The organism is Alphaproteobacteria bacterium, from assembly GCA_040218575.1.
In the GTDB taxonomy this organism is placed as follows: domain Bacteria; phylum Pseudomonadota; class Alphaproteobacteria; order JAVJRE01; family JAVJRE01; genus JAVJRE01.
On record JAVJRE010000001.1, the window covers coordinates 297704 to 320021 of the forward strand.

Here is a 22318-nt window from a genome sequence, read left to right on the forward strand (position 1 = left end):
CAATGCGCCGGCGGAGCAATCTGGACCTGCCGCGCAACGCCGATAGAGTGTAGGCCATGCCCGCCAAACGCGCCAGCACAGCAGCGGATGATCCGCCGGTGACCGATGCGCCGCCGATCGTTGCGACGCAGCGCGTTCATGTGTTGTTACCGTTGCCGCTGGGTGGGACATACGTCTATCGCGCCGAGCAGGAGGTGACAGCCGGCGCTTTCGTTCTGGTGCCGCTTGGCCGACGCCAGGTGGTCGGTGTCGTCTGGGATGGGCCGTGCGGCGATTCCGGAGATGCGGCCATCGCCGAGTCACGGTTGCGCGATGTTGCGGCTGTGCTGGATGCACCGGCCATGCCCGTGGCCATGCGGCGTTTCGTTGAGTGGGTAGCGGCCTACACCGTACAAGCTCCCGGCGCGGTGCTACGGATGGCCATGAGCGTGCCGGCCGCCTTGACACCGGCGCTGCCGGTGCGGGCCTATGGTCGCAGCCGCAAGGCGGCCAATGTGCGTTTGACGCCCGCCCGCCAGCGGGTGCTGGACCTGCTGGCCGACGGGCCGCCGCGCACCGCCAGCGACATCGCCCGCGAGGCCGGCGTCAGTGCCGGCGTGGTCAAGGGTCTGGCCACGGCCGGTATCCTGCACGAGGTGGCGCTGCCGGCCCGCCGGTCTTTGCCACCGCCGGACCCGGACAGTGCCGGTCCCGACCTCAGCGCCGATCAGGCCGCCGCCGCCGCCGCATTGGTGGCCGCGTGTCAGACGGACGCCGGCTATTCGGTCACGCTGCTTGACGGGGTTACCGGCAGCGGCAAGACGGAAGTCTATTTCGAGGCGGTGGCTGAGGCGTTGCGCCGCGGTCGCCAGGTGCTGGTGCTGTTGCCGGAGATTGCGTTGACGGCCCAGTGGTTCGCCCGTTTCGAGGCGCGATTCGGCGGCGCCGCCGTAGCCTGGCACTCTGATCTTGGTCAGGCCGGCCGGCGTCACGCCTGGCGCGCGGTGGCCATGGGCGAGGCACGGGTTGTCGCCGGCGCCAGGTCCGCCCTGTTCCTGCCGCTGGCGGAGCTGGGTCTGATCGTCGTCGACGAGGAACATGATGCTGCCTTCAAACAGGGCGACGGCGTTGCCTATCACGCCCGGGACATGGCCGTGGTGCGCGGCCATATCGAAGGCATTCCGGTCATCCTGGCCAGCGCCACCCCGTCACTGGAGAGCCTGACAAACGTGCAGCGCGGTCGCTATGGCCATCTGGTCCTGCCGGATCGCCACGGCGGGGCGGCCGTACCGGCCGTTGAGGTGATTGATCTGCGGCGAACGCCGCCGCCGCGCGGTCGCTGGATCGCGCCGCCGATGGAGGCGGCGCTGACGGCGACACTGGCGCAGGGCGAGCAGGTCCTGCTGTTCCTCAATCGTCGCGGCTATGCGCCACTGACCCTGTGCCGCGGCTGTGGCCACCGGCTGGCCTGCCCGCACTGCTCGGCCTGGCTGGTGGAGCATCGCCTGGCCGGCATCCTGCAATGCCACCATTGCGGCCATACGGCTGATCGGCCGACGGTCTGCCCGGCGTGTGGTGCAGAGGATAATTTCGCCGCCTGCGGCCCCGGCGTCGAACGGCTGGCGGAGGAGGCAGCGCGTCTGGCGCCCACCGCCCGTATCGCGGTGATGGCCAGCGACACATTGTCGGGACCGGCCGCCGCCGAAAGTCTCATTGCCCAGGTGGCGGCCCATGAGGTGGATCTGCTGATCGGCACCCAGCTTGTGGCCAAGGGTCATCACTTCCCTTTGCTCACCCTGGTCGGTGTCGTCGATGCCGACCTGGGCCTGGCCGGCGGTGACCTCCGGGCGGCGGAACGGTCGTGGCAGTTGCTGCATCAGGTGGCCGGCCGGGCCGGCCGGGCCGAACGGCCAGGACGCGTCTTCCTGCAGACCTATATGCCGGAGCATCCGGTGATGGCGGCGCTGGCGGCCGGCGATCGCGACCGCTTCCTGGCGGCGGAGGCGGCCATTCGTCGTGAGCAGGGCTGGCCGCCGTTCAGCCGCCTGGCGGCCCTGATCATCTCCGGTCGCGATTTGCAGCAGGTGACCGCGGTGGCGGCGACGCTGGCCCGCCGCGCGCCTGACGGGCTGACGGTGATGGGACCGGCGCCGGCGCCGCTGGCTCTGCTGCGTGGCCGTCATCGTCACCGTCTGCTGGTGCGGGCGTCCCGCAGCACGGACCTTTCCGCCGTGCTCGCCCGCTGGACGGGGGCAGTGCGTCTGCCGGCAGCGGTGCGCCTGCAGATAGATATGGATCCCTACAGCTTTGTCTGACCGGCCCGGCACCATGCGAGGCCGGCGCGTGGGAGCCGGTTTGATCGGGCCCGGGCGCGGACTGTGGCGAACCCCGGGCGGCGCCCGGTAAGGCGTCGGCAGCGAGGATCGGAGGCCGGGCTTGGTTGCGGCCCGGGCAACCTCGTGCTAGACAGCCGAATGCCGGCCGGGACCCTGTTCCGGCTCCGGCGGGGATAAGTTTTTCCTCGTGATATCAATAGTTTGAGGCCTCCCGTGGGGAGGCGGCGGAGGCCCACCCTTGGCAGCGGGAAGCAGCGGGACGAGCGGACTGGCCCGTCGCTATGCGGCGGCCCTGTATGGCCTGGCCGAGGACGGAGGGGCGCTGGACACTGTCGCCGCCGATCTGTCGGCGCTGGCCCAGGCCCTGCGCAGTCATGACGACCTGCGCCATCTGGTGCGCAGTCCGCTGTTCGGCCGGGCCGAGCAGGAACGGGCGCTGGACCGGGTGCTGGCGGATGCCGGGGCCGATCCCCTGACCCGCCGCTTTGCCGCCGTTGTGGCCCGCCATCGCCGGCTGTTCGCCCTGGGCGACATCATTGCCGCCTTTCTCGCCGAGCTGGCCCGCCGCCGCGGTGAGGTGCAGGCCGAAGTGGTCAGCGCCCGCGATCTGGACGATGACGAAGTTCGGGCGCTGGATGCAGCGTTGCGTCGCGCTCTGGGCGAACGAATTGGTATGACGCGACGGGTGGAGCCGGAGATTCTCGGCGGCCTCGTCATTCGCATCGGCTCACGCATGATCGACAGTTCACTGAAATCGAAGCTGGAGCGTCTGCGCCATCGCCTGCGCAGCAGTCGCCAGACCGCCTGAGACCGCGCCGCCAGGCGCGCACCGTTGTGATTCAAGAGACGTCGCCCGAAAACGGGCGTCGCCAGAGAAAGGGTAGAGGGCAGAGCCATGGATATTCGTGCCGCAGAAATTTCGGCCATCCTGCGCCAGGAGATCGCCAGTTTTGACACCGGAGCCGATGTTTCCGAGGTCGGCACGGTGCTCAGCGTCGGTGACGGCGTTGCCCGCGTCTATGGTCTGGATCAGGTGCAGGCCGGCGAGCTGGTGGAGTTTCCGGGTGGCATTCGCGGTATGGCGCTGAACCTGGAAGTGGACAATGTGGGCGTCGTTATTTTCGGCATCGACCGGGGCATCAAGGAAGGCGACACGGTCAAGCGGACCGGCGCCATTGTGGATACGGGCGTTGGCAAGGCTTTGCTGGGCCGGGTGGTTGACGGTTTGGGCAACCCCATCGACGGCAAGGGTGATGTGGCGTTCAGCGAACGCCGCCGGGTGGACGTCAAGGCCCCGGGCATCATCCCCCGACGCAGTGTGCACGAGCCGGTGCAAACGGGCCTCAAGGCCATCGACAGCCTGGTGCCGGTCGGCCGCGGCCAGCGGGAACTGATCATCGGCGACCGCCAGACCGGCAAGACAGCGGTGGCCATTGACGCCATCATCAACCAACGCACCGCCAACGCCGGCGGAGACGAATCGAAGAAGCTCTATTGCATCTACTGCTCGGTCGGTCAGAAGCGTTCCACCGTGGCGCAGACGGTCAAGACGCTGCAGGACTTCGGCGCCTTCGACTACACCATCGTGGTGGCCGCCACCGCGTCCGACCCGGCGCCCATGCAGTTCCTGGCGCCCTATACGGCGACGGCCATGGGTGAGTACTTCCGCGACAACGGGATGCACGCCCTGATCATCTATGACGATCTGTCAAAGCAGGCCACGGCCTATCGCCAGATGAGCCTGTTGCTGCGTCGGCCACCGGGACGCGAAGCCTATCCGGGTGACGTGTTCTATCTGCACTCGCGGCTGCTGGAGCGGGCGGCGAAGATGAACGACGAGAATGGCGGCGGCTCGCTGACCGCGCTGCCGATCATCGAAACCCAGGCGGGTGACGTGTCGGCCTATATTCCCACCAACGTCATCTCCATCACCGATGGTCAGATTTTCCTGGAGACGGAGCTGTTCTATCAGGGCATCCGGCCGGCCATTAATGTTGGCATTTCAGTCAGCCGGGTGGGCTCCGCGGCGCAGATCAAGGCCATGAAGCAAGTGGCCGGGCGCATCAAGCTGGAGCTGGCGCAGTATCGCGAAATGGCGTCCTTCGCCCAGTTTGCCTCCGACCTGGATGCCGCTACCCGTCGACAGCTCGACCGTGGCGCCCGTCTGACGGAATTGCTGAAACAGGCGCAGTATTCGCCCATGCCGGTGGAGGAGCAGGTGGTATCCATCTTCCTCGGTGTGCGTGGCCACCTGGATAATGTGCCGGTGGACGATGTGAGCCGTTTCGAACAGGCCTTTCTCGATCAGGTGCGCGACAAGGGCAAGGATATCCTTACGTCCATACGGTCGTCCGGTGAACTGACGGATGAAACGGAGAAGTCGCTGGCCGAGATGGCCGGTGCCTTCGCCCGGTCATTCGCCTGATCGCCGCAGAACCAGCGCTGAACCCGCCTATCCTCTGACCGAACGCCAGACCGCCCATGGCCAATCTCAAGATACTGCGCCGACGCATCCAGAGTGTGCGTTCGACTCAGAAAATCACCTCCGCCATGAAGATGGTGGCGGCGAGCAAGCTGCGGCGTGCCCAGGAACAGGCGGAAGCGGCGCGTCCCTATGCCGAACGCATGGAACGCATGGTCGGGGCGCTGGCCGCCAGCACGCGCGGTCGCGAAGGGGTATCGCCGCTGCTGTCCGGCACCGGGCGGGACCAGGTTCATCTGCTGATCCCGATCACCGCCGATCGCGGCCTGTGCGGCAGCTTCAACAGCGCCATTATCCGCGCCACCCAGCGTGATATTCGCCGCCTGGAAGCCGAGGGCAAGACGGTCAAGCTGCTGTGTGTCGGTCGCAAGGCGCGCGACGCCCTGCGCCGCGACCATGGCGACAAGATCGTTGAGACCTTTCAGGACCTGCAGCGTCCGGCGCTCGATTTCGCGAAGGCCGATGGCGTGGCGCAGCGCATCATGGAACTGTTCGAAGAAGGCGCCTTTGACGTGGCGAGCGTGGTCTATAACCGGTTCCGCTCCGCCATCAGCCAGATCGTCACCCACCAGCAGTTGATTCCGTTCACCCCACCGGAGGCGGAAGAGAGCGACGACACCGCGGACGGCAGCGAGGGTGGCGCGCAGACCGCGTCCGGTGCGGTGTATGAGTTTGAGCCGGCGGAGGAAGATATCCTGGCCGCCCTTCTGCCCGACAATATGGCGGTTCAGGTCTATCGCGGACTGCTGGAAAGCGCCGCCAGCGAACACGGCGCACGCATGACGGCAATGGACAATGCGACTCGCAATGCCGGCGAGATGATCGACCGGCTGGCGCTGGTCTATAACCGGACCCGGCAGGCCGCCATTACAACCGAACTTATCGAGATCATTTCCGGCGCGGAAGCCATCTAGGCCCGCGGCGAGACACGGAGGAAGACTGACATGGCACGGAACCTCGTTGGCCGCGTGAGCCAGGTGACAGGCGCGGTGGTTGACGTCCAGTTCGAAGGCGACTTGCCGGCGATTCTGAACGCCCTTCAAGTGCAGAACCAGGGCCAGACCCTGGTTCTTGAGGTGGCGCAGCATCTGGGTGAAAAGACCGTGCGGACCATCGCCATGGACGCCACCGAAGGCCTGGTGCGCGGTCAGGAAGTGGTGGATACGGGCGACGCCATCACCGTGCCGGTCGGGCCGGAGATGCTGGGCCGCATCGTCAACGTCATTGGCCAGCCGATCGATGAACGAGGGGCCATTGAGACCAAGACCCGCATGCCGATTCACCGTGAGGCGCCGCCGCTGGTGGATCAGTCCACGGAGGTCGAAATCCTGGTGACCGGCATCAAGGTTGTTGATCTGCTGGCGCCCTATGCCCGCGGCGGCAAGGTCGGCCTGTTTGGTGGCGCCGGTGTCGGCAAGACCGTGCTGATCCAGGAGCTTATCAACAATGTAGCCCGCGCCCATGGCGGCTATTCCGTCTTCGCCGGGGTCGGCGAGCGGACCCGCGAGGGCAATGATCTCTACCATGAGATGATCGAATCGGGCGTCATCAAGCTGGACAGCGACGAGTCCAAGGCGGCCCTGGTCTATGGCCAGATGAATGAGCCGCCGGGCGCGCGTGCGCGGGTCGGTCTGACCGGCCTGACGCTGGCCGAGTATTTCCGTGACGAGGAGGGGCAGGATGTCCTGTTCTTCGTCGACAATATCTTCCGCTTCACCCAGGCGGGCTCCGAGGTTTCGGCTCTGCTGGGGCGCATCCCGTCGGCTGTTGGTTATCAGCCGACACTGGGTACCGACATGGGTGCGCTGCAGGAACGGATCACCACCACCAACAAGGGGTCCATCACCTCGGTGCAGGCGATCTATGTGCCGGCCGACGATCTGACCGACCCGGCGCCGGCCACGTCATTCTCTCACCTGGATGCCACCACGGTGCTCAGCCGCCAGATCGCAGAGCTTGGCATTTACCCGGCGGTGGACCCGCTGGACTCCACCTCGCGTATTCTCGACCCGCGGGTGGTGGGTGAGGAGCATTATCAGGTGGCCAGAGAGGTGCAGCGCGTTCTGCAGACCTATAAGAATCTGCAGGACATCATCGCCATTCTCGGTATGGACGAGCTTTCGGAAGAAGACCGGCTGACGGTAGCGCGGGCGCGCAAGATACAGCGCTTCCTGTCGCAGCCCTTCTTCGTTGCCGAGGTGTTTACCGGATCGCCGGGCAAGCTGGTGGCGCTGGAGGATACGATCCGCGGCTTCAAGGGCCTGGTGGCCGGCGAGTATGACGATATGCCGGAGGGCGCCTTTTACATGGTGGGCACCATCGAAGAGGCCGTCGACAAGGCGCGCCAGATGGCGGCTGACGCGGCCTAGAGCCGGATGACGCGGAACGCCTGCCTGGCGCAGGCGAGAGCAGGACAGAGATAATGGCCGATACATTCACCTTCGAACTGGTGTCGCCTGACCGGTTGTTGTTGTCGGAACAGGTGGAGATGGTGGTGGTGCCCGGCGAGGAGGGGGATTTTGGCGTCCTGCCGGGCCATGCGCCGGTGATTTCCGCCATGCGTCCGGGCCTGATCGCGGTCTATGACGGCGGCCAGGTCAGCCGTCGGCTGTTTGTCTCCGGCGGATTCGCCGAGGTGTCGGACAATCGGTTGACGGTTCTGGCCCAGGAAGCCGATTCACTGGAAGACCTGGATCGCGGCGTTATCGAGCAGCGCCTGAAAGAGTTGCGCGAGGATCTGGCGGACAGCACGGACGAGCGCGAGATGCGCGCCGCCACCGCCGCCATCGCCGCCGCTGAGGCCCGCCTGGCGGTGCTCGATTCCGCCACCTAGGCGGCGTTCCGGGAATGTCTTCCCGATAGCCCTCTGGGGTCGCGGCCCCGTTCAGCCGTTGTGCCGGAGCGGACTCCAAATCTGCGGCCACCCGGCCTATACTTCGGGCGTTCCCTGTTTATCCTGGCGAACACAGGCCGGGGGTCAAAGCGACGGGGTGTGGCGATGAAGGGCTGGAGTCTGGAGGACATTCGCTGGGACCGGTTCGACCCTCTGCGGGTGAATCCGGAAGTCCTGCGCATCGTCAAGGCGGCCGCCAATGTGGAGCACAACGGCGCCGACTATGGCCGCTATCTGTGCAATGTGTTTCACGATGATCCTGCGTTTCAGCAGGCGGCGCTGACCTGGGCCCATGAAGAGGTGCAGCACGGCCGGGCGCTTGCTCGCTGGGCCGGGCTGGCCGACCCCGATTTTGATTTCGATACCTGTTTTCAGCGCTTCCGCGACGGCTTCAGCCTGACGCTTGACGCAACCGAGTCCATTCGCGGCTCGCGCGCGGCGGAGCTGCTGTCACGCTGCATCGTTGAGGTGGGGACCAGCTCGTACTACTCCGCGCTGGCTGAAGCCAGCGATGAGCCGGTCTTGAGGGAGATATGCCAGAATATCGCGGCTGACGAACTGCGCCACTACAAGCTGTTCTACAGCCATCTGCGGCGCTATCTGAAGCAGGAGAAGATCAGCCGTCTGCGGCGCTTTATGGTGGCGGCGCGGCGCATCACCGAAACCGAGGATGACGAACTGGCCTATGCCTACTATGCCGCCAATGGCGGCGACGCGCCCTATTCCCGCCGGCGCTGGAGCAAGGCCTATCTCAACCGGGCGGCGCGTCTGTATCGGCCGCGCCATGTGGAGCGCGGCGTCGCCATGGCGCTCAAAGCGGCAGGGTTCCAGCCCTGGGGTCGGCTCAACCGGCCCCTGGCCCGGATGGCCTATTGGATGATGCGGCGCAAGGCGCGACATGGGCCGGGCGCCGCGGGCGATGACTACATCATGGGTATGCGAGTCGCCTGAACCGGCCGGGCGTCACCCGGATCTGGCTGGCGTATGGTTGTGTCAGGCCGGTCGGACGAGTCGTCCGAGTTCGGCCAGGACGCGGCGATAGGCGCCTCGCTTGAAGGAAACCACCAGTCCCGGCAGGCGGGCCGGCGCTACCCAGCGCCAGGTACGGAACTCCGCCGCATGGCCATCGGCATCAAGGTCCACGTCCTTGTCTTCGCCAAGAAAGCGCATGGCGAACCAGATCTGCTCCTGACCACGAAAGCGCCCCTGCCAGGCGGTTTGCGACAGACCTTCCGGCAGGTCATAACGAATCCACCCAGTCTGACCGACGATTTCCGCCAGATCAGGCGGTACGCCCGTTTCTTCATTGAGTTCCCGACAGGCCGCTGCCGCCGCTTCCTCGCCGTCGTCAATGCCACCCTGCGGCATCTGCCATGCGCTGCCGGTCATGTCGTGGCGCTGGCCGACGAAGACCAGGCCGGCCCGGTTGAACAGCAGGATACCGACGCCGCGACGATAGGGCCGCGCCACGTCCAGGCGTCGCTTCGGCGCGTCGGTCATGGTGTGTCAGTCATGGTGCGGGCGCCGCGCTGGCCACCTCGGGGTTCTCCAGCATGGTGCTGACCGGCGCCAGGACAAAGCCCTTGGCTTCCAGTGTTGGCAGCCACAGAGCCAGCCGCTCCAGAGTGACCGGGAAGTGCAGCCCAACCGCAACCGCCTGGCCGGTGCGCGCGGCGATCTGTTCGATCTCCGCCAGTTGAGCGTCGATAGCGTCGCGGGTCGCCTGATGGTCAATGTTACGGTCGTTGACCACATAGGGCAGACCGATGACGCGAGAGACCTGGCCGACGGCGCTGTCGGCGGCGGCACGGCTGTCAACAAACAGAAGACCGCGAACGCGCACCTCGTCCAGGACCGGACGCAGGGAATCCGGCGTCGTCGTAAAGCGTGATCCCATATGGTTGATCACGCCCACATAGCCCGATACCCGGCTCAGAAGCCATTGCAGGCGCGCCCGGTTCTCGTCGGCGGGAAGACCGGTCAGCAGGGTGTTGGGGCCGGGGTCCTGCACCGGATAGCCGACGGGTTCCATGGGCAGGTTGAGCAGGGTCTCGTGGCCTGCCGCACGGGCCCGGGCCAGCCAGGTGTCCAGATCATCGGCATAGGGTGAGAAAGCCAGAGTCACCCCGGCCGGCAGGTTCTGGATAGCCGTTTCGGTAGCGGCGCGGGACAGGCCAAGCCAACTGACGATGACCGCAATGCGCGGTCGTCGCTCGCTGGGGTCGAAGGGTCTGGCATAGGCGCGCCATGGGGTGCGCCCGTCATCGCCGATTCGGGGCAGCGGGCCGGTCGGGCCGGGCTCCGTCAGGGCCGGGTCCGGCGGCGCCGGCCGATCCGCCCCGACCGCCGGCGCCGCCGTGGGGGCGGTCGGAGCGGGCTCAACCGCCGGCGCGGCGGAGGCGACCTCCACCGTGGCCGGGTCTGTCGTCTTTTCGGGGTCTGCGCCGGCCGCCGCCGCTGTGGCCTCTGTTATTGTGGACGAAGCGGACGGGGCCGGGTCCTGGCTCGTCGATTGACCCGCCGCGTCGCCACCTTCCGCTGTGCCGGCGGCGGTGGTGGCGGTGGCGGCCGGTGCGGCGGCGGCAAGCCCGTCGGTCTGGTCCGCTTGAGTCGATGTTGGCTGTGCGGTGCCCGGCGATTCGGACGGGCCAGCCGGAACCTGTGGCACCGGTGGTGGCAGGGTCAGGCTGATCGCAGGGGCGGTGTAGTCAGCCGGCGACACGACGGCCGGTCCGCCGGTGCCGGGCGCCGAGGCCAGGCTCAGCCAGGCCAGCAGGCCGCCCAACCCGACAATGACGGCCAGCGTCGCCAGAGCCAGACCCAGCCCCGGACGCCGGGGTGCGGTCGCCTGCGGTGTGCCGGCGCGGGCCATGGGTGGCTTCAGGCGCCTGACGGGTGCCGGCCGTGCCGGCGGTCAGTCGGCCTGGACGCGGGCACTGTAGAGCGAGATGCCACGGACCAGCTCTACCGCGCGCACCAACTGATTGTCGTCGGGCGGGGCATCCGCCGCCGCACCGGACCCGTCCTCGCCATCGCTTAAGCCGTCATTGTTGAGCGATCCGTGCAGGTCGGATTCGCGAGTCAGGCGACGTGGCGACTCGCTTGCCTCGAAGGTGCCGCGCGGGACGAAGATGTCGGGCACGATGCCGGTCTGCTGAATCGACCGGCCCGACGGCGTGTAGTATTTGGCCGTGGTCAGCCGCATGGCCCCGTCATTGCTAAGCGGCATGATCGACTGGACCGATCCCTTGCCAAACGATGTGGTGCCCATGATCACCGCCCGGCGGTGGTCCTGCAGGGCGCCGGCGACGATCTCTGAGGCGGAGGCGGACCCGCCATCAATCAGTACGACCAGGGGCAGGCCACCGGACAGGTCGCCGGGGCTGGCGTTGAACCGTACTCCGTCGGCCGGATCGCGTTGCCGAGTGGAGACGATTTCACCCTGCTCCAGAAAGGCGTCACTGACGCCGACCGCCTGATCCAGCAGTCCGCCCGGATTGCGCCGCAGGTCAAGGACAATACCGGCAAGCTCGTCGCCGGCCTCGCGCTGGAACTGGCGCATGGCGGCCTCAACGCCCGGTACGGTCTGATCGGTGAAGCTGTTGATCGCAATGTAGCCGACATCGCCAAAGAGGCGGTGGCTGGTGGACGGCACGGTAATGATGGCGCGGGTAATGGTCACGTCAAACGGCTCCGTGCCCTCGCGGACGACTGTCAGCACGATGTCGGAGCCGACCGGTCCGCGCATCAGGTCGACGGCATCTTCAAGGGTGAGGCCGCGCACCGGCGCGCCGTCGATGTGGGTGATCAAATCGTTGGGCTCTATGCCGACCGCTTCCGCCGGCGTGCCGCGCATGGGAGAGACTACCCGTACCAGACCGTCTTCCATCTGCACCTGGATGCCGAGGCCGCCGAACTCGCCGCGGGTATCTACCTGCATATCGCGGAACGTCTCGGGGTCCATATAGCCCGAATGCGGGTCGAGCGAGGTGAGCATGCCGCTGATGGCCGCTTCGATAAGTTCCTCGTCGCTGATGTCTTCCACATACTGTGTGCGGATGCGCTCGAACACGTCGCCGAACAGGCTGAGAAGCTGGTAAGTGTCGGGATTATCCTGACTTTGGGCGCGGGGGCCGCCGGTGCCGACCAGCAATAGAATGGCGACGAAAGCAGCGGAAATGGCGTAGCGCATCAGCCCTGTCCTTCTTGCGGTGTGACGGTCGCGGCCAGCCAGGGCAAGGGGTCCACCGGCTCGCCATTATGGCGCAGTTCTACATACAGGCTTGGCCCGCCCACCGATAGCGGGGCCATGGCGCCCACCGGTTCGCCGGCGGCGACCCATTGCCCCACGGCGCCATCAATCCGGGACAGGCCGGCAAGCAGACTATGGTATCCGTCGCCGTGCTCGATGATCAATAATTGCCCGTAACTACGAAAAGGCCCGGCAAAGACTATGGTGCCGGAATAGGGCGAAACCACGGTCGCCGCCGGCGAGGCGGCGAGTGTTAGGCCGCGTGAAACGCCGCCATTGATGTCGCTGTCACCGAAACGTGTATGAATGGTACCGGTCACCGGCACGAAAAGACGGCCGCGCGCTCCGGCAATCGGCGGGAAAACAGGCGCGGAGGTGAGCCCTGCCGCCGCCGTATCGGGCCGGGTGACAATCGCCGGCGGGGTGAGGGCTGTGGCGGCGTCCAGCAACTGCCGCAGGCTGGTGGCCTGCTCGGCCAGTTCGGCCAGACGGCGGGAGGTGTCGCGGCGCTCCGCCTCGGTCTGGTTGAGGGCGGCGCGGCGCTCACTCACCAGCCCTTGCAGGGTGTTGCGTTCGGTTTGCAGGGCGGCGCCGGCCACGGCCAGGCTGGCGCGGCTGGCGGCCAGGTCCTGGCGCAGGGTGGCCATCCGGTCAAGATCCCGGCGCAACGCATCGGCGCGGGCATCCACCTGGCGGAGCAGGGCAGCAAGAACGATGGCACCGCGCACCATCTGGCGGGCACCTGCATCCCTGTGGATTCCCCCATCGCCGCCGCCGGGCGTTTTGCCGGCAACCGTCAGTGGCTGGGCCAGTAGTGCGGCTGGCGGCACCAGGGCCACACGCTGCAGCGCGGCGAGTGTCGCCGCCAGTTCCCCGCGACGGCTGAGCAGACCGGCGGCGGTCTCCTGCCGCGCCTGATCAAGGACCTCGATTTCGGCGCTCAGGCTGGCGACCCTGGTCTCGTGCTGCTGGATGGCACGGGCGGCGACGATCATCTGCGCGCGCAGGTCTTCAATCGCCGCGGCCTGCCGCGCCGCTTCGTCAGCCAGCGCATCCGCTTCCGCCTGCTCCTGCTCGATGGCCCTCTCCACATCCTCTAATTGCGTCTGGCCGGACTGGGCGCGGCCGTCGCCGGCGGCAAGCGTCATCAGCGCCAGGACCAGGACCATGGCCGCCCCCGCGCGCAGTAAGATTGTGGCGCAGGACTGTTTCATCGGGTCAGCACGGATAGGGTCACAACGCAGGACTCAATCGTCGGAGCCGTCGGCCAGGCGGGGGTCGTCGTCGGCATTGACCGCGGCCGAGGACGGCGCCGCTGGTGTGGTGTGCTGAGCGCTGTCGGCGGGTGGGTCCGATTCCCACAATCGCTCCAGATCGTAATAGGCACGCACCTCCGGACGAAAGAGATGAATGACCACGTCACCGGCGTCGATCAGAACCCAGTCGCCCTGGCGCAGCCCCTCCACCGCCAGCCCGCGCAACCCGGCCGCCTTCAGCTTCTGGCTTAGATGATCGGCCATGGCCGCCACATGGCGCAGGGCGCGGCCACTGGCGATAATCATGTAGTCAGCGAAACCACTGCGGCTACGCATGTCGACCAGCCTGACATCGATAGCCTGATCGTCGTCGAGGATGGCCAGAACCAGGTCACGCACAGCCTCCGGTGCGGGAGGAACGGCTTTGCGCGACGGCCTTCTGGCGGGTCTGGCGGTAGCGGTCATGAGGCGATCATCCAGGCGTGTCCTCCAGTAATGGATGGGGGGTGATGGGTGGGGTGATGGATGGCAAGGCGCAGGGGCGGTGTTGAACGGACAGCGCCACAGGGCAACGGTGAAGGCAACAGCCGAATGGCGGCAGCTCGCATTATTCGGCCACCGCGCCGGGCGCGGCGGCGGCCCGTATGGCGCTGGCCGAGGCCGGGTTGGGGCGGACCGCAAGAAAGATCCACGCCGGCGGCCGGCGGCCGGCAAGGCTGGCCGCCTGGCCGCCCGCCAGGCGCCACGGCGCCAGCCGCCGCGCCACGGGACCGCACAGCGCAGGCAGGGTGTGGCCCGGTCGGGCGAAGACGGCGATAGCGGTGGTCCGCACCAGATGGCGCCAGCGGCGCCAGCGCGGCAATTGAGTCAGATTGTCAGCCCCCATGAGCCAGACAAAGCGGCAATCGGGATAGCGCCGCCTGAGCGCGGCGAGCGTATCCACGGTAAAGCGCGTACGGAAAGTCATTTCCAGGTCGCTGACCCGGATACGACGATCACCAGCCATCTGTTGCGCCGCGGCCAGCCGCTGGTTGAAGGGGGCCATGCCGGCCATGGGCTTTAGCGGGTTCTGCGGCGACACCAGCCACCACACCTCGTCGAGGGCGAGACGGCGCAGTGCCTCGACGCTGATATGGCGATGGCCGTCATGGGCTGGATTGAAGCTGCCGCCCAGGAGGCCGATGCGGCGGCGGCCACGGGTTCGTCCGGTACGCGGCAGGCAGGGTCCCGCGGCGGCCGGGCGGGAGCGGCGGCCAGGGATCCGGGTCAGGGGCGCACCTGGCCGCTGCCGCGCACCACATACTTATAGCTGGTGAGCTGTTCAGCCCCCACCGGCCCGCGTGCGTGCAGCTTGTCCGTCGAAATGCCTATTTCCGCCCCCATGCCGAATTCGCCGCCGTCGGCAAACTGAGTCGAGGCGTTGACCAGAAGGATACCGCTGTCGATGCCAGTGACGAAGGCCTCGGCGGCGGCCGGATCTTCGGTGACGATGGATTCGGTGTGGTGTGATGACCAGCGATTGATATGGGCGATGGCGCCGGCAACGCCGTCAACCACCCGCACCGCCAGAATGGCGTCGAGATATTCCGTCTGCCAGTCCGTCTCGCTCGCCGGTGTGACGCGGCTGTCCATGCGCTGCACGGTCTCGTCGCCGCGAATGGCACAGCCGGCGGCGATCAAGTCGTCGAGAATGGGAGTCAAATGGGTGTCGACACCGCGCCGGTCCACCAGCAGGGTTTCGGCCGCACCGCAGATGCCGGTGCGGCGCATCTTGGAATTGACGACGATGGCCCGCGCCTTCGCCAGATCGGCGGCGCCGTCCACATAGACATGGCAATTGCCATCCAGATGCTTGATGACCGGAACGCGACTCTCGGCGACGATGCGTTCGATCAGGCCACGGCCGCCGCGGGGGATCACCACATCGATGACGCCGGCCATGGCCAGCAGCGCACCGACGGCGGCGCGGTCGGCGGTGGCCACCAACTGGATGGCCGCCTCGGGCAGGCCCACCTGGCGCAGACCCTCGGCGAGGCAGGCGTGGATGGCGGCGGACGACAGACGGCTTTCGCTGCCGCCGCGCAGGATCACTGCGTTGCCGGATTTGAGACACAGGCCGCCGGCATCGGCGGTGACGTTGGGCCGCGACTCATAAATCACCGCAATAACGCCGAGCGGCACCGAAACACGGGCGATGTCGAGACCATTGGGGCGGGTCCAGCGGGCCAGTTCGCGGCCTACGGGATCGGCCTGTTCGGCTATGCCCTCCAGCGCGACGGCGATGGCCTCAACCCTGGCGGGATTGAGTTCCAGCCGATCGAGCAAGGCGGCGGACAGGCCGGAGTCACGAGCCGCCGCCATGTCCTTGTGATTGGCGGCGAGGATGTCGCTGGCCTGCCGGCGTACGGCCGCCGCCGCCTGACGCAGGGCCTGGTCACGGGTGGTGCCGGGTGTGCCGGCAAGGACCTGCGCGGCGGCGCGCGCGGCCGCCCCCATGGCCGTCATCATGGACGGTATATCGCTAGTGTCCGCCGGCCGGGCGTGGCCGGACCGGGCCAGAACGTCGCTCACAACAGCACCAGATCGTCGCGATGAATCATTTCGTCACGGCCATGATAGCCCAGGATGGCCGCGATCTCATGGCTTTTATGACCGGCAATGGCGGCGGCATCGGCTCGCCCATAGGCAATGAGGCCGCGCGCCGTCTCGCTGCCGTCGGGGCCCAGAACGCGTACGGCGTCGCCCCGCTCAAAGCGGCCGCTGACCGCGGTGACGCCGGCCGGTAGCAGGCTGCGGCCAGCCAACAGCGCCTTGAGCGCGCCGGCATCCACCTGCAGCGACCCGGTGGGCTTGAGGGAGCCGGCGATCCAGCTCTTGCGGGCCGAGCGCGGAGTCTGTGACGGCAGGAACCAGGTGGCGCGACCGCCGGCGGTGAGCGCCGCCAGGGGATGACGTGCGCGGCCATCGGCAATGACCATGCGGCAGCCCGCCGCCATGGCGATGCCAGCGGCGGCGAGCTTGGTCACCATGCCGCCGGAGCTATAGCCGGCGGGCGCGGGTGCGGCCATCGCCTCCAGCTCCGGCGTCAGGGCGCTGACCACCGGCACATGGCTGGCGGCGGCGTCGCGGCGCGGATCGGCGGTGTAGAGCCCGTCTATGTCCGACAGCAGGATACAGGTGTCGGCGGCCATCATCTCGGCAACGCGCGCGGCCAGCCGGTCATTGTCACCGAAGCGGATTTCCTCCGTGGCCACGGTGTCGTTTTCGTTGATCACCGGTATGGCGCCAAGCCGCAACAGGGTGGCGATGGTCGAGCGGGCGTTGAGATAGCGCCGCCGGTTCTCGCTGTCATCCAGCGTCAGGAGAACCTGGGCGACGGTCAGGTCGTGCTTGGCCAGCGCTGCCTGCCAGGCATGGGCAAGGCGGATCTGACCGGTGGCAGCGGCGGCTTGCTTCTCCTCCAGCTTGAGCCGGCGGTCCAGGTCCAGCTTGAGGTGGCGGCGGCCGATGGCGATGGCGCCGGACGAGACAATCAGAACCTCCTGGCCGCGACCGCGGGCGGCGGCGATGTCTTCAGCCAGTGCCTCCAGCCAGGCGCTGCGCACCGCCCCGCTCGCCTCGTCGGTCAGCAGGGCGGAGCCGATCTTGATGACCAGGCGACGGGCACTGGCCAGATCGGTGCGCGCGGTGGCGCGGGCCTTTTTCGCGGCGGGCCCGGTCATGGCCGCCGCCGGCGTTTGTCGACCGGCAGTGGTGACCAGGCGACGGCAGCGGTCTCGTCAGTCATATCAGAGGCGGCGGCGGTGTTCTGGTCCAGCACGTCCGGGTCCAGCACGTCCGGGTCTGCCGCGACGGCGCTGTCGCCGATGTCACCATAGGTGTCGTCACGGGCAGCGGCAGCGGCTGCGGCGCGCGCGGCGGCGACCGGTTCGGCAATGGCGCGCAGCACATCGTCGAGGCCGCGTCGCGCGGCCGACGACAGGAGATGGACAGGCCGGCCGGCGGCGGCGGCGAGCGCCGCCTGCTTTTCCCGGATGTGGGACTCTTCCACCACATCGCAGCGCGACAGAGCCAGCACCTCCGGCTTGTCGGCAAGACCCGCGCCATAGTGTTCCAGCTCGCCGCGCACGGTGCGCCAGGCGGCGACGCAATCGTCAGCCGCTGCATCCACCAGGTGGAGCAGAGCGCCGCAACGCTCCACATGGCCGAGGAAGCGCGTGCCGAGGCCGCGACCCTCCGCCGCCCCTTCGATGAGACCCGGCAGATCGGCCAGCACCATGGTCATTTCGCCCACCGCCGCCACGCCCAGATGGGGATGGAGGGTGGTAAAGGGGTAGTTGGCGATCTTCGGATGGGCGTGGGTGACGGTGGCCAGGAAGGTGGACTTGCCGGCATTGGGCAGGCCGATAAGGCCGGCATCGGCGATCAGCTTGAGGCGCAGCCAGACCCACAGCTCCTGCGAGTCGCCGCCGGGGGTGGCGCGACGCGGCGCCTGGTTGGTTGACGATTTGAAATGCTGGTTGCCAAGCCCGCCCTTGCCGCCGGCCAGCAGCCGCACGGTCTGGCCGACGTGGGTGAGGTCGGCCAGGATCCGCTCGCGCTCTTCATCCAGAATCTGGGTGCCGACCGGCACCTGCAGCACCAGGTCCTGGCCGCTGCGGCCGCTGCGCTGGCTGCCCTTGCCGTCCTCGCCACGTTCCGCCCGGAAGTGTTGACGATAGCGATAGTCGATCAGGGTATTGAGGCCGCCAACCGCCTGCAGGATGACGGAGCCGCCACGGCCGCCGTCGCCGCCGTCGGGGCCGCCGAACTCCACATACTTCTCACGTCGGAAGCCGACACAGCCATTGCCGCCGCCACCGCTGCGCAGAAAGATTTTGGCTTCGTCGAGGAACTTCATGCGCTCATGTCCGGCGGAAGGGGCCCCGGGGGAACCCCGGGAAGGACGCGGGTGGGGACGGGGTGGTCGAGGTAGCGGGCGGTGGGTTCAGCAATGAGGCGATGGCGGGACGAAGCAAGGCCGCGCGATCCGGGCGCCATAACGAAAAAAGGGGGAATGGCTGACCATCCCCCCTTTTGCGGCTGGCGCAATGGAGGGTGGCCTATGCGGGCGGCACCACGGAAACGAACATGCGGCTGCCGGAGCGGCGGAAGGCAACCGCGCCGTCGGCCTTGGCGAACAGGGTGTGATCGCGGCCCATGCCCACATTGACGCCGGGATGCACTTTGGTGCCGCGCTGGCGGATGATGATGTTGCCGGCGATGACGGCCTCGCCGCCGAACTTCTTGACGCCGAGACGACGACCGGCGCTGTCGCGACCGTTGCGTGAGCTACCGGCGGATTTCTTGTGGGCCATGGCTGTGGGCTCCCTAGGCGGCGCCGCCCTTGGCGACGATGTCAGTAATGCGCAGGACCGTCACCTGCTGACGGTGGCCGCGTTTGCGGCGATGGTTCTGCCGCCGCTGCTTCTTGAAGACGATGATCTTGTCGTTGCGGTCCTGCTCCAGCACCGTCGCCTTGACCGACGCCCCGGCAAGGACCGGTGCGCCGAGCCGGGGTGCGGCGCCGTCGCCGCCAACCATCAGCACATCGTCCAGGGTGAGCGTTGCTCCGGCCTCTCCGGCCAGGCGCTCCACCCGGATAACGTCGCCGGGGGCGATGCGGTACTGTTTGCCGCCGGTGCGGATGACTGCGTACATCCTGAACCTCTGATGAGCGGTGGCCCCTTTGACGAACACGGGGGTCACGAAAACAGGCCAAAAACCCGCCCGGCCGAGGCCGGCGGGAGAGGGGCGGACTATAGCCGCCCGGCCGGCCCTGTCAATTGCCCGGTGGGGCCGCAACCGGGCGCGGCAGCGGCCGGGGCGGATGGCGGGCCCGGGCGGGGGCCAGGCAGAGGAAAGGTGAGGCCAGGCGCGGCCGTCGGCCAGATGGCGGACCAACGGCCTTGCCAGTGGGGGCGTGCGCTGATTAAGTGCCGCCGCACCGCCGATCCGGCCCAGGGCTCCGGCCCCCGCCCGGGCGGCGGCACCCCGGCGGAGGGGTGCCAGAGTGGTCGAATGGGGCGGTCTCGAAAACCGTTGTGCCCTATGGGCACCGTGGGTTCGAATCCCACCCCCTCCGCCATTAAGTCCTTTTCTTCGTTCATTCTACAAAAGAGAGTCGAACCGGCGGGACGGTTGCCCACATTCTGCGGGGCTTCAAGCCCGCGCCTGCGACGAACCGAACCGGAGACATCCGGCATTCGGGTATTTTCGTTCTCTGATCGCCGATTCTCTCTACAGGCGGTTCAGTCGGTTCGGGTTCCTATATCTGAGATTGTCACAGATTTGGACTGCTTGTGCGTTGTTGACACTTTGATTAGGACGATTATGAAATTCTACGAGACGATCATTGGACGTCTGACATGTGTCAGGAGTGGACGTTGCCGCTTGACCGGTGTTGCTGGCAGAGACCACGACTCTACGGCCGAGAAATCCCTCCATCAGACTCAATCAAGTCGCCGCATTTGGCGACCACATACTCGAACTCGGCACTAGCTTGGCTGATGATGCCGCCTAGCCGAAATGTCACGAAATTTGTCGGATTCTCAATTGCCGTGATTAGTGGACCTCCGCTAATGCCACCGAGATCGTAGTGCGTTGGCATTGAAGGGACGCTCGCTCCGTCCACCTCGAAATCCCTTTCAACTCTCCAAGTAATTTGGTCAGCAGAGACCGTTCTTGCGATGCCTAGGGCGGTGAAGAGGCCAAAGTTCACGTTCAAGGGCTGACATACGTTGCGCTCTTGGCCGGGGAAGCCACCCAGCATGATGCCGCAGCCTTCCTGCGGGCGCATGGGAGGCCACAACGAGATCGGAGCCACCGCGTGACCAATTCGAGTCGTGACGCTCTGATCGAGTGCAAAGGTGGCGAGATCTAGAGCGTCGTTGATTTGGATGAGCCGTTCCGTGAGATCATCGATTATCGCGTCGCCAAGCTGCAACCGGATCGCTCCATCGGCCGCCGCTGTTTCGTATCCTCGTATGACGTGCGCGGCAGTGATACCTAGCAGCATCTGAGGCGTCTCGACAAAGGTCACCGTTCCATTGGAGACTATTTTTTGCTCCGCCGTGTCCACTCGCCACCAATAGAGCGGCACGCAGCAGCCCTGGATGAATTGGCGACACGTGTCACCATAGGCGCCGGCTATTAGTTCCCGTGCGCCATCTTCATCAATGGGGTGGTCAGTAGGTAGCGTGGTCCCAGACGGCATATCAATATCCTAGCATATGGAGTGTGATCGACGTGGACTCGAACCAAGAGCTGTGAGGACTGCCGCCTACACCTATGAACACTGGGCGCTAGCCTTGAATTCAGTTCTATAGAGTGCCCGCTCAGGGTCAAACGCGGGCAATGGGATCATACTGGACTAGCGTGATCTGCAAATTTACTTCTTTGTCTGATGGTGCAACCATCATTATTATTGCATATTGCTAACGGTTGTTGTGTTCCGGACCAATGCATTTCCTGCACTTTAGAAAGCATCAATCGAATTGAAGTAATGCTGTCTGTGCCGGCCAACTCAGCGGCAGATCGGTACGCTTGGTCAGTATCTCGACAGTGAGGTGCGTGGGCTGGATGCCGGTGAGGATCGCTTCGACGATCCTCGGCGCGAGGAACGCCAGTGGTATCATCCGCATGACATAGCGGTCGCTGACGCCGTCTTTTTCGGAAATCTCACCGAGGGACCGGGCGCGACCAGACACGAGATCGTCGAACCACCTGTGAGCCCGGGCGATTGCCTTGATCAATGCCGGGTCAGGTGTTGTAGCGGCATCGCTATTGCCTTCAAGAACAAGCTTCATCTCCACGCCGCGACGCCTGATCCGCGTTGGCACTGCATGGCGAACGACCATGTCTCGTTCGTTCGAGATCGGGGAAAGATTCAGGCTGAAGGCCAGCCGGTCGGGCGCGAGGTCGACACGTTCGACCAAGTCTAGGTGGTTACCCTTCCATCGCGCGGTCGCATCGAGCAGCCCCGAGATCCGGTTCGCCGCCATTCCGCTGTCCCGTGCGGCCCGCGTCAGGGCTGCCTGATCGGCGAGCAGACCCCGGACGGATTCCGCCACGATCCGCTCGATCTCGCGGGCGGGCAGTCGCCAACTGCTTTGGTCCCTGCTCTCGGCGACCGTCCCGTCAATCAGCCGCTTGGACACGTAATAGCGATAGCGTCTGCCCGATTTGATGGCATGGCTCGGCGTCAGCGGCGTGCCTGTTTCGTCGAACAACTTTCCCATGAGCGGGCTGGAATCGGTGGAGCGGGCAGTCGATGATGTTGTACGGGTGTTGCCGGCCAGCATCGCCTGCACCGCCTCCCAGGTCTCAGTGTCGATGATTGGCTGATGCTGGCCGTCATAGACCTTCCCCTTGTGGGCGATACGGCCGGCGTAGAGTGGGTTGCCCAGCATCTTGTAGATGTGGCCGCGGCTGAGTGGCCGGCCACCGCACATCCGTCCGCCCGTGCCGCCGCGGCGCTTGGTGGTCAGGCCCAGCCGGTCGGCCTCTTCCTTCACACGCCGCACGTTGCCATGCTCGAGATAGAGCCGGAACACGGTGCGCACCGTCTCGGCCTCCGTCTCGTTGATGGTGAGCGTGCGCCCGTCGGGCTCGTAGCCGAGGGGCACGAAGCCGCCCATCCACATGCCCTTGGCCTTTGAGGCGGCGATCTTGTCGCGGATGCGCTCGCCCGTCACCTCGCGCTCGAACTGGGCGAATGACAGCAGCATGTTGAGGGTCAGTCGGCCCATGGAGGTGGTGGTATTGAACTGTTGGGTGACCGAGACGAATGAGACGCTGTGGGCGTCGAACACATCGACGATTCGGGCGAAATCAGAGAGAGATCGGGTCAGGCGGTCCACCTTGTAGACGACCACGGTATCGATCCTGCGGGCCCGGATGTCAGTGAGCAGCTGCTGCAGACCAGGTCGCTCCATGGTACCGCCGGAGACCCCGCCATCGTCGTAACCTGTGGGAACGGGTTTCCAGCCTTCGCCCGCCTGGCTCCTGATATAGGCCGCGCAGGCCTCGCGCTGGGCGTCCAGGGAGTTGAAGTCCTGCTCCAGCCCCTCTTCGGAGGAC

Annotated in this window: 20 protein-coding genes and 1 tRNA gene; 8 read left to right on the top strand and 13 right to left on the bottom strand. The window is 66.5% G+C overall.

What is annotated here, in order from left to right:
• Nucleotides 1-56 precede the first annotated feature (56 nt).
• From RIE31_01435 to RIE31_01465, 7 genes are all read left to right on the top strand, one after another.
• A complete protein-coding gene (locus RIE31_01435) occupies nt 57-2294 on the top strand; it encodes a primosomal protein N' (protein MEQ8639266.1) in 2238 nt (745 codons plus the stop codon).
• A gap of 259 nt (nt 2295-2553) precedes the next feature.
• Nucleotides 2554-3123: a F0F1 ATP synthase subunit delta gene (locus RIE31_01440; protein MEQ8639267.1), complete on the top strand. Its 570-nt coding sequence runs from the start codon at nt 2554-2556 to the stop codon at nt 3121-3123.
• Nucleotides 3124-3210: 87 nt separating this feature from the next.
• Nucleotides 3211-4740 carry a F0F1 ATP synthase subunit alpha gene (gene atpA / locus RIE31_01445; protein MEQ8639268.1) on the top strand — a complete coding sequence of 510 codons (1530 nt, stop codon included), beginning with the start codon at nt 3211-3213 and terminating at the stop codon, nt 4738-4740.
• A 56-nt stretch (nt 4741-4796) separates the two neighbouring features.
• On the top strand, nt 4797-5711 hold the full coding sequence (locus RIE31_01450; GenBank protein MEQ8639269.1) for a F0F1 ATP synthase subunit gamma: 915 nt from the start codon (nt 4797-4799) through the stop codon (nt 5709-5711).
• Between the two features lie 30 nt (nt 5712-5741).
• Nucleotides 5742-7166, top strand: coding sequence for a F0F1 ATP synthase subunit beta (gene atpD, locus RIE31_01455; GenBank protein MEQ8639270.1), 1425 nt, complete (start codon nt 5742-5744; stop codon nt 7164-7166).
• A 53-nt stretch (nt 7167-7219) separates the two neighbouring features.
• Nucleotides 7220-7630 carry a F0F1 ATP synthase subunit epsilon gene (locus tag RIE31_01460; GenBank protein ID MEQ8639271.1) on the top strand — a complete coding sequence of 137 codons (411 nt, stop codon included), beginning with the start codon at nt 7220-7222 and terminating at the stop codon, nt 7628-7630.
• A 165-nt stretch (nt 7631-7795) separates the two neighbouring features.
• Nucleotides 7796-8641: a ferritin-like domain-containing protein gene (locus tag RIE31_01465; GenBank protein ID MEQ8639272.1), complete on the top strand. Its 846-nt coding sequence runs from the start codon at nt 7796-7798 to the stop codon at nt 8639-8641.
• Between the two features lie 42 nt (nt 8642-8683).
• Here the strand turns inward: RIE31_01465 and RIE31_01470 are convergent, their stop codons facing one another.
• From RIE31_01470 to rplU, 11 genes are all read right to left on the bottom strand, one after another.
• Nucleotides 8684-9190 (bottom strand): RNA pyrophosphohydrolase, encoded by a 507-nt coding sequence (locus RIE31_01470; protein MEQ8639273.1) that lies wholly within the window; start codon nt 9188-9190, stop codon nt 8684-8686.
• A 10-nt stretch (nt 9191-9200) separates the two neighbouring features.
• Complete coding sequence (locus RIE31_01475) at nt 9201-10562, bottom strand: divergent polysaccharide deacetylase family protein (GenBank protein ID MEQ8639274.1); 1362 nt, start codon at nt 10560-10562, stop codon at nt 9201-9203.
• A 42-nt stretch (nt 10563-10604) separates the two neighbouring features.
• A complete protein-coding gene (locus RIE31_01480; protein MEQ8639275.1) occupies nt 10605-11882 on the bottom strand; it encodes a S41 family peptidase in 1278 nt (425 codons plus the stop codon).
• Nucleotides 11882-13111, bottom strand: coding sequence for a peptidoglycan DD-metalloendopeptidase family protein (locus RIE31_01485; protein MEQ8639276.1), 1230 nt, complete (start codon nt 13109-13111; stop codon nt 11882-11884). The genes RIE31_01480 and RIE31_01485 overlap by 1 nt, the downstream gene beginning before the upstream one ends.
• A gap of 78 nt (nt 13112-13189) precedes the next feature.
• The gene (gene rsfS, locus RIE31_01490) at nt 13190-13597 is read right to left on the bottom strand and encodes a ribosome silencing factor (protein MEQ8639277.1); all 408 of its coding nucleotides are present in this window, start codon (nt 13595-13597) and stop codon (nt 13190-13192) included.
• A 208-nt stretch (nt 13598-13805) separates the two neighbouring features.
• Nucleotides 13806-14417: a nicotinate-nucleotide adenylyltransferase gene (locus RIE31_01495; GenBank protein ID MEQ8639278.1), complete on the bottom strand. Its 612-nt coding sequence runs from the start codon at nt 14415-14417 to the stop codon at nt 13806-13808.
• 47 nt (nt 14418-14464) lie between these two features.
• On the bottom strand, nt 14465-15706 hold the full coding sequence (locus RIE31_01500; GenBank protein MEQ8639279.1) for a glutamate-5-semialdehyde dehydrogenase: 1242 nt from the start codon (nt 15704-15706) through the stop codon (nt 14465-14467).
• Nucleotides 15707-15765: 59 nt separating this feature from the next.
• Nucleotides 15766-16920: a glutamate 5-kinase gene (gene proB, locus RIE31_01505; protein MEQ8639280.1), complete on the bottom strand. Its 1155-nt coding sequence runs from the start codon at nt 16918-16920 to the stop codon at nt 15766-15768.
• Complete coding sequence (obgE, locus tag RIE31_01510; GenBank protein MEQ8639281.1) at nt 16917-18098, bottom strand: GTPase ObgE; 1182 nt, start codon at nt 18096-18098, stop codon at nt 16917-16919. Before obgE ends, proB begins: the two co-directional genes overlap by 4 nt.
• A gap of 202 nt (nt 18099-18300) precedes the next feature.
• Nucleotides 18301-18555: a 50S ribosomal protein L27 gene (gene rpmA / locus RIE31_01515; GenBank protein ID MEQ8639282.1), complete on the bottom strand. Its 255-nt coding sequence runs from the start codon at nt 18553-18555 to the stop codon at nt 18301-18303.
• 13 nt (nt 18556-18568) lie between these two features.
• Nucleotides 18569-18898 carry a 50S ribosomal protein L21 gene (gene rplU / locus RIE31_01520; protein MEQ8639283.1) on the bottom strand — a complete coding sequence of 110 codons (330 nt, stop codon included), beginning with the start codon at nt 18896-18898 and terminating at the stop codon, nt 18569-18571.
• Between the two features lie 338 nt (nt 18899-19236).
• Here rplU and RIE31_01525 point away from each other — a divergent pair.
• Nucleotides 19237-19325 (top strand) — tRNA-Ser (locus RIE31_01525).
• A gap of 336 nt (nt 19326-19661) precedes the next feature.
• On the opposite strand, the gene RIE31_01530 is transcribed toward RIE31_01525, so the two are convergent.
• Nucleotides 19662-20453 carry a hypothetical protein gene (locus tag RIE31_01530; protein MEQ8639284.1) on the bottom strand — a complete coding sequence of 264 codons (792 nt, stop codon included), beginning with the start codon at nt 20451-20453 and terminating at the stop codon, nt 19662-19664.
• 271 nt (nt 20454-20724) lie between these two features.
• Nucleotides 20725-22318 (bottom strand): recombinase family protein (locus RIE31_01535; GenBank protein MEQ8639285.1); only part of this gene is annotated, 1594 nt, incomplete at its 5' end.

Bases quoted from the DNA above. Each gene is read 5' to 3' on its own strand.
- RIE31_01435 (MEQ8639266.1), top strand. From the start codon at position 57: ATGCCCGCCAAACGCGCCAGCACAGCAGCGGATGATCCGCCGGTGACC.
- atpA (MEQ8639268.1), top strand. From the start codon at position 3,211: ATGGATATTCGTGCCGCAGAAATTTCGGCCATCCTGCGCCAGGAGATC.
- RIE31_01450 (MEQ8639269.1), top strand. From the start codon at position 4,797: ATGGCCAATCTCAAGATACTGCGCCGACGCATCCAGAGTGTGCGTTCG.
- atpD (MEQ8639270.1), top strand. From the start codon at position 5,742: ATGGCACGGAACCTCGTTGGCCGCGTGAGCCAGGTGACAGGCGCGGTG.
- RIE31_01460 (MEQ8639271.1), top strand. From the start codon at position 7,220: ATGGCCGATACATTCACCTTCGAACTGGTGTCGCCTGACCGGTTGTTG.
- RIE31_01465 (MEQ8639272.1), top strand. From the start codon at position 7,796: ATGAAGGGCTGGAGTCTGGAGGACATTCGCTGGGACCGGTTCGACCCT.
- RIE31_01470 (MEQ8639273.1), bottom strand. From the start codon at position 9,190: ATGACCGACGCGCCGAAGCGACGCCTGGACGTGGCGCGGCCCTATCGT.
- RIE31_01475 (MEQ8639274.1), bottom strand. From the start codon at position 10,562: ATGGCCCGCGCCGGCACACCGCAGGCGACCGCACCCCGGCGTCCGGGG.
- RIE31_01480 (MEQ8639275.1), bottom strand. From the start codon at position 11,882: ATGCGCTACGCCATTTCCGCTGCTTTCGTCGCCATTCTATTGCTGGTC.
- RIE31_01485 (MEQ8639276.1), bottom strand. From the start codon at position 13,111: ATGGTCCTGGTCCTGGCGCTGATGACGCTTGCCGCCGGCGACGGCCGC.
- RIE31_01500 (MEQ8639279.1), bottom strand. From the start codon at position 15,706: ATGATGACGGCCATGGGGGCGGCCGCGCGCGCCGCCGCGCAGGTCCTT.
- proB (MEQ8639280.1), bottom strand. From the start codon at position 16,920: ATGACCGGGCCCGCCGCGAAAAAGGCCCGCGCCACCGCGCGCACCGAT.
- obgE (MEQ8639281.1), bottom strand. From the start codon at position 18,098: ATGAAGTTCCTCGACGAAGCCAAAATCTTTCTGCGCAGCGGTGGCGGC.
- rpmA (MEQ8639282.1), bottom strand. From the start codon at position 18,555: ATGGCCCACAAGAAATCCGCCGGTAGCTCACGCAACGGTCGCGACAGC.
- rplU (MEQ8639283.1), bottom strand. From the start codon at position 18,898: ATGTACGCAGTCATCCGCACCGGCGGCAAACAGTACCGCATCGCCCCC.
- RIE31_01530 (MEQ8639284.1), bottom strand. From the start codon at position 20,453: ATGCCGTCTGGGACCACGCTACCTACTGACCACCCCATTGATGAAGAT.